Genomic DNA, 5,158 nt, shown 5'->3' with positions numbered 1-5,158 from the left:
TCTAAAACTATTTTGTTAGTTTTGTATTGTGTAGCAGTACATTTGACTCCAAGAAGCCCATATACATGTCGTAGAAAACTGGTATCCATTGTGTAATTAAGCGTTTAGTGGATAATTCGCTCAATTATAATGGATTTCCAGTTTTCTTTCAAATTTTCAAAGAGAAGAATAACCCCGTCGCCCATATCTTGCGGATTTCATCCCGCAAGATGATTGGTGTATACAAGCTGACGCAGGAGTCTCAAGGGATCACGGTAACCGCAATCACGCAGAATATCGGATGAGGCGAAAAAGAATAATACGACATCGCAAATCGGCTGGATAGAGGCAATGAAGTACGAACCGTTCAGAGGCTTTCACCTGAAGGCATCTTATCAACGGGCAATACGCCTCCCCAATTCACAAGAACTATTCGGTGACGGTATCATTACCTTTCCTGCTGCCGGGCTACGACCAGAGAAAAGCCACAACTTCAATCTGGGTTTCTTGATAGATAAAAACGACGTACTAGGACTGTCGCGATTGCAATTTGAAGTGAACGGCTTTTATATGCAGGTGAGCGATATGATAAAACTGATGAAACAGCATATGGCAGCCGGATATGTGAATGCGGAAAAGGTGCATATCAAAGGTATAGAGACTGAATTGAAATTGGATATATCGCCGACGGTCTATGCCTACGGGAACCTGACTTATCAGGATGTACGCGATGTTTTGGACTATTTGCCCGGCACCCAAGCCCCCAATCCGACAAAAGGATTGCGACTGCCGAACATCCCCTATCTGTTCGCCAACTTTGGAGCGGAATATCACAGCGACCGATTGTTCAAGAACTGGTATGTCAAGGCATTCTGGGACGGGAAGTTCACGGAAGAGTTCTTCTACTTTTGGGAACTTACCGAATTGCAGAAACGGCGTATCCCTCGAAGTTTCGTCAATGATATAGGTCTGTTACTGACCTACAAGAACAAATATTCCATAGCCTTGGAATGCCACAATCTGATGAATAAAGAAGTTTGGGACCAGTTCCGCCAACCATTGGCAGGACGGACATTCCACCTCAAATTCAGATACGTCTTCTCGAAAGGTATTTTATAATTCTAAACATAAATAAAAATGAGAACAACAACATTGAAGAACATAGCCTTTTCTGCTATGCTGGTCGGCTCCATAGGGCTGACGTCCTGCGACAAGAACGATGACCCGAAACCAACGCCCAATGAGGTGCAACAGCATTTTGCCTTTGTGCATTATGTGGACAAAAGTGCTTACGTCGGCACGTTCGGTGATTTGACACCTCAAGCCACCGACAACAAGAAAGCATTCGAATTCGGCTTTGGGTGTTATCTCTTCGCAAAAGGAAACACGGTACTTGTGCCCGAAGGGAAATTCGGAGATAAGGTACACAAGTTTACAAGAGGGGCGCACGGCGAGCTGCAGAAAGCAGGTACGATGACCTTTGAACAGATGGCGCAACCCGGAGAAATCAATTTCATCGACGAACAGCACGCATACGTGGCTTTGCACGGAAGGGGAAAGATTGCGTTAATCAATACTGCCACATTGCAAAAAGAGGATGAAATCGACCTCTCGCCTTATGCCGTTCAGGACAATAATCCCGACCCCGGTTGCAACGTCATTCGAGACGGAAAGATGTATGTAGCCCTCAACCAGCTCAATTCGCCCCACACCTCCGTACCGGGGACGGGTGCAGAGGTGGCTGTTATTGACCTTAAAACGAAAAAGACCGAAGTCATCAAGGACAGTCGTACAAGTGTTGTCGGATTGTTCCGTCACTCCGATGCCTTTATGGACGAGCGGGGCGACATCTACTTTTACAGTGCGGGCAACAACTTCAACGTTGCCAATAAGGAAGGTTTCCTGCGTATCCGCAAAGGAAGCGACCAATGGGACGCCGACTACCTGTTCAACCTGTCGAAGACAACCATAAAAGGGATTGGCAAAACGGGGCAGTATATGATTAAGTCTTACTATGCGGGCAATGGCATTGTATATAGTTGCTTGAAAGTAACGGATACGGAATTCGGAATACTCAAGAAAGACTTCCAACCCGTGAAAATCGACATTTGGAACAAAACCATCGAAAAACTTGATTTGCCGATGACCGACAGCAATGGCTCTTTTGCCATAACCCGCTACAAAGATTTCATCGTCTTTGGTATGACGTGCAATAACGGAACGGGCTACTATACCTACAATACCAAGACGGGCGAATGCTCCCAAATACCCGTCGTTACTGCCGTGGGAGTACCGTCAAGTTTAGTCGCGTTTGAGTAACCTTATGAAACAGTCCCAAAAGTCGTACGATTTTTCCTCGAAAATCGTGCAACTTTTTGTTAAAAATCCTACGATTTTCTGCCGATTATTCACTATCTTTGCAACGGAAGGCTTGTCGAGCCAACAGCTCCAGCTGGTCAAGTCTGGAAAAAAGGAGCATAAAAAATCATCACTATGGCAAACAAACCATTGCAATTCGTTTTGACAACAATCAAGATGTCTGTCGGCAAAAATGCCGGTAAAACCGTGCAAATAGCTAAGCCCACAGGAAGACATCGTGTGGACTTCCGCAGTTTCTGTGAGCGTGTGGCAAAGTCCACCACATTTAATCGTCAGGAAGTGGAAGCCGTATTGAACTACGCCACCGAGATAGCCCGGGACATCGTAGCAAATGGCGACATCGTAGAGTTTGGCGATTTAGGTACGCTCAAACCCTCATTCAAGAGCAAATCCGTCCCACAAGGCGAAGTATTCGACGTGCAGAAGCATATCGAAAAACCGGTTGTACGTCTCAGCCCATCGAAGAAATACTTTACACTTACCGATGTAAGCTACGAACAAACGACGGCCAAACCCAAGAAAGGCACAAAGCCGAACGACAGTGGTAATGAGGAATATCCGTAATTTCATTTAAGTAGCGGAGCGACTGGCGGCAAAGCTGGTCGCTCCACAATATAATTTATCTCGAATATAAACATAGTATGAAAATAATATGAAAGCCAAAGAAATGTATGTACTCTACGCCGACATCATGGGATTCAAAGAAAGGGTTATGAGAACAGAGCATCAGGATTTAGAGAAAGAATTAGAGGAGCTAAAGGAGAAACTCGATAGCTGGCTAAGCCCTTTTTTAGAGAATGTGGAAACATTCAAAGTCTCTATGTTCTCAGATTCTGTCCTTATTGTTGATGAAAACACAAAAGAAGGATTCAATCGCATATCCAAAGCGGGAATTGGTCTGATGCATGTTGCATTAAAAGCCTCTTTTGCGTTAAAGGGAGTTATTTCAAAAGGACTGTTTAGTTACAAAGAAGAGAAACAGTTGTTTTTTGGCCGAGCTTTAGTTGATGCTTATCTGCTACAAGAACAAGTCCACTACTATGGAATTGTTGCCCATCATTCGATAGAAAAGGACATAAAAAAATATGCTAATGGTTGGGGAGAGAATGGTAATAGAAAAGGCATTAATCCATATGTTCTAAGTCCCATCCCTTTGAAGAATGGAAATACAACTCATTATCATTTGGCTTATAATCTAATTAGTGAAAAACGAGAAACTGGGAAAAATGTAGAAAAAACGCATAAGAAAATTATCTCTTGGTTAGAGAAGATTAGAGGAACTGTTTCTGGGGCTCCACGTATCTATGTGGACAAAACACTACAAGTTCTAAAAGAAGATTTGTCTATGTTCGAAAAATACGAGGAGGAGAACAAAGGAGAAATCAAGTTTCCGCTATCCAACGAATAGTGCACCTATGACCATAGAATTTTGTGCAATCAATAAGCCTGAAGATTGGATGGAGATGGTTGCCGATCAATTCGGCACATCGGTAATGAACGATGGTTTTACCGTTCCGCCCTCAGTGGGCAGCGGCTTTTTCAAGCAATACTACCCGTTGCCGTGGCTCACATTGACCTACATCAGTTTCATGGCATACGAACCGATGACAATGGTGCGTCGCTCGGTGGAAAACTCGAAATGGATTCCCGTGATGTTCTACATCAACGAGCATAAACACGAGCAGATTATCGGGACAAGCACGAAAACGGTCGGGGTGGACACGCTCGACGGTATCTTTATGCCCTCAAGCAATATCCCCACGGAGTGGACTTTCGCTCCCAAACGACAGTATGAAAACATCACATTGACCTTCAACAAGGATTGGATAGAGCAAATGGATACGGCTCACGAAACCTACATCGGTCGGCTGCTCCGGTCGGACAAGTCTTTTTATCTCTTCGAGACCATCACACCTGCTATGCAACGAGTATTGGATGGCATCAAGGCCACAGCCAAAAGCGATGTGCTTTTCTATCCCCTCCATTTGCACGGAAAGGCAATAGAACTGCTGACAATATTCCTTGAAAAACTCGAAAAGCGTTCGGAAGTAAAATCTCTTTCCAACTTGAATTTGAACGATGTGGAGGCTGTCTTCCGTGTCCGTCGTCAGATTTTACAAAGTTTGCACAATGTACCGAGCATTCCCGAACTGGCACGTGAAGCGGCAATGAGCAGCTCCAAACTGCAAAAATGCTTCAAGCAGGTTATCGGCAAAGCGATTGCCGAGTATGCCCTATCCGAAAAGATGGAATGGGCAAAACGACTGCTTTCCACTCGTCTTTACTCTGTATCCGAAGTAGGCTATAAAATTGGATATGCCAATCTCAGCCACTTCACAGAGGCTTTCCGAAAATATCACAGAATAAAACCCAAGCAATATCTCGACTCCTTATAGAATTGAGAAAGTACACAGCTTTATCTGTGTTGCCAATTCTCTTGAAATTCACGAGTCAGTTGCACGATTTCACCTCCAATTATTGCTAGTTCAAGTGTCAGTTTCTCCAACTTTGCGAGCTAGCAAAGACTTTCTTTTCCGTGAAATTGCTCTTCATTGCGACTACAGTCTGGTTGTAATTCACCCCGACACGGCGAAATTGCCCGTACAAAGTCGTCAGTTTCTGGTAGTAATCAAGCAAGGAACGGTCGACTTTTATCACACGGAAAGTCTCATTAAAATAACGTGAGTTCGACCTAAGCGATGGCGATTTCGTTAGGTTTTCTGATAATTTCCAAATTTAGCTGAGGTTTCTTGGGCATTAGGTTATAAGCAATTAAACCACTGACGAGATTGACGACAAA

At 44.1% G+C, this 5,158-nt stretch carries 4 protein-coding genes and 3 pseudogenes; 5 read left to right on the top strand and 2 right to left on the bottom strand.

Annotation, left to right across the window (positions count from 1 at the left end):
* Positions 1-288: 288 nt before the first annotated feature.
* The 5 genes and pseudogenes from A3GG_RS0111400 to A3GG_RS0111380 form a co-directional block, all read left to right on the top strand.
* Positions 289-1,098, top strand: a pseudogene (locus A3GG_RS0111400) (TonB-dependent receptor domain-containing protein); the annotation flags it as partial.
* An 18-nt stretch (positions 1,099-1,116) separates the two neighbouring features.
* Positions 1,117-2,298 carry a hypothetical protein gene (locus A3GG_RS0111395; protein ID WP_018359407.1) on the top strand — a complete coding sequence of 394 codons (1,182 nt, stop codon included), beginning with the start codon at positions 1,117-1,119 and terminating at the stop codon, positions 2,296-2,298.
* Between the two features lie 174 nt (positions 2,299-2,472).
* Positions 2,473-2,922, top strand: a complete 450-nt coding sequence (locus tag A3GG_RS0111390) for an HU family DNA-binding protein (RefSeq protein WP_018359406.1) — start codon at positions 2,473-2,475, stop codon at positions 2,920-2,922.
* Between the two features lie 88 nt (positions 2,923-3,010).
* Positions 3,011-3,766, top strand: coding sequence for a hypothetical protein (locus A3GG_RS0111385; RefSeq protein WP_018359405.1), 756 nt, complete (start codon positions 3,011-3,013; stop codon positions 3,764-3,766).
* Between the two features lie 7 nt (positions 3,767-3,773).
* Positions 3,774-4,754, top strand: coding sequence for a helix-turn-helix domain-containing protein (locus A3GG_RS0111380; protein WP_018359404.1), 981 nt, complete (start codon positions 3,774-3,776; stop codon positions 4,752-4,754).
* 20 nt (positions 4,755-4,774) lie between these two features.
* Here the strand turns inward: A3GG_RS0111380 and A3GG_RS13930 are convergent.
* Positions 4,775-5,040, bottom strand: a pseudogene (locus A3GG_RS13930) (plasmid mobilization protein); the annotation flags it as partial.
* Positions 5,041-5,050: 10 nt separating this feature from the next.
* A pseudogene (locus tag A3GG_RS13540) lies at positions 5,051-5,158 on the bottom strand (IS982 family transposase); the annotation flags it as partial.

Source organism: Porphyromonas levii DSM 23370, assembly GCF_000379925.1.
Lineage (GTDB): Bacteria > Bacteroidota > Bacteroidia > Bacteroidales > Porphyromonadaceae > Porphyromonas_A > Porphyromonas_A levii.
The sequence above is the reverse complement of the archived record's forward strand: the minus strand, read 5'-3'. Positions and strand labels throughout refer to the sequence as shown.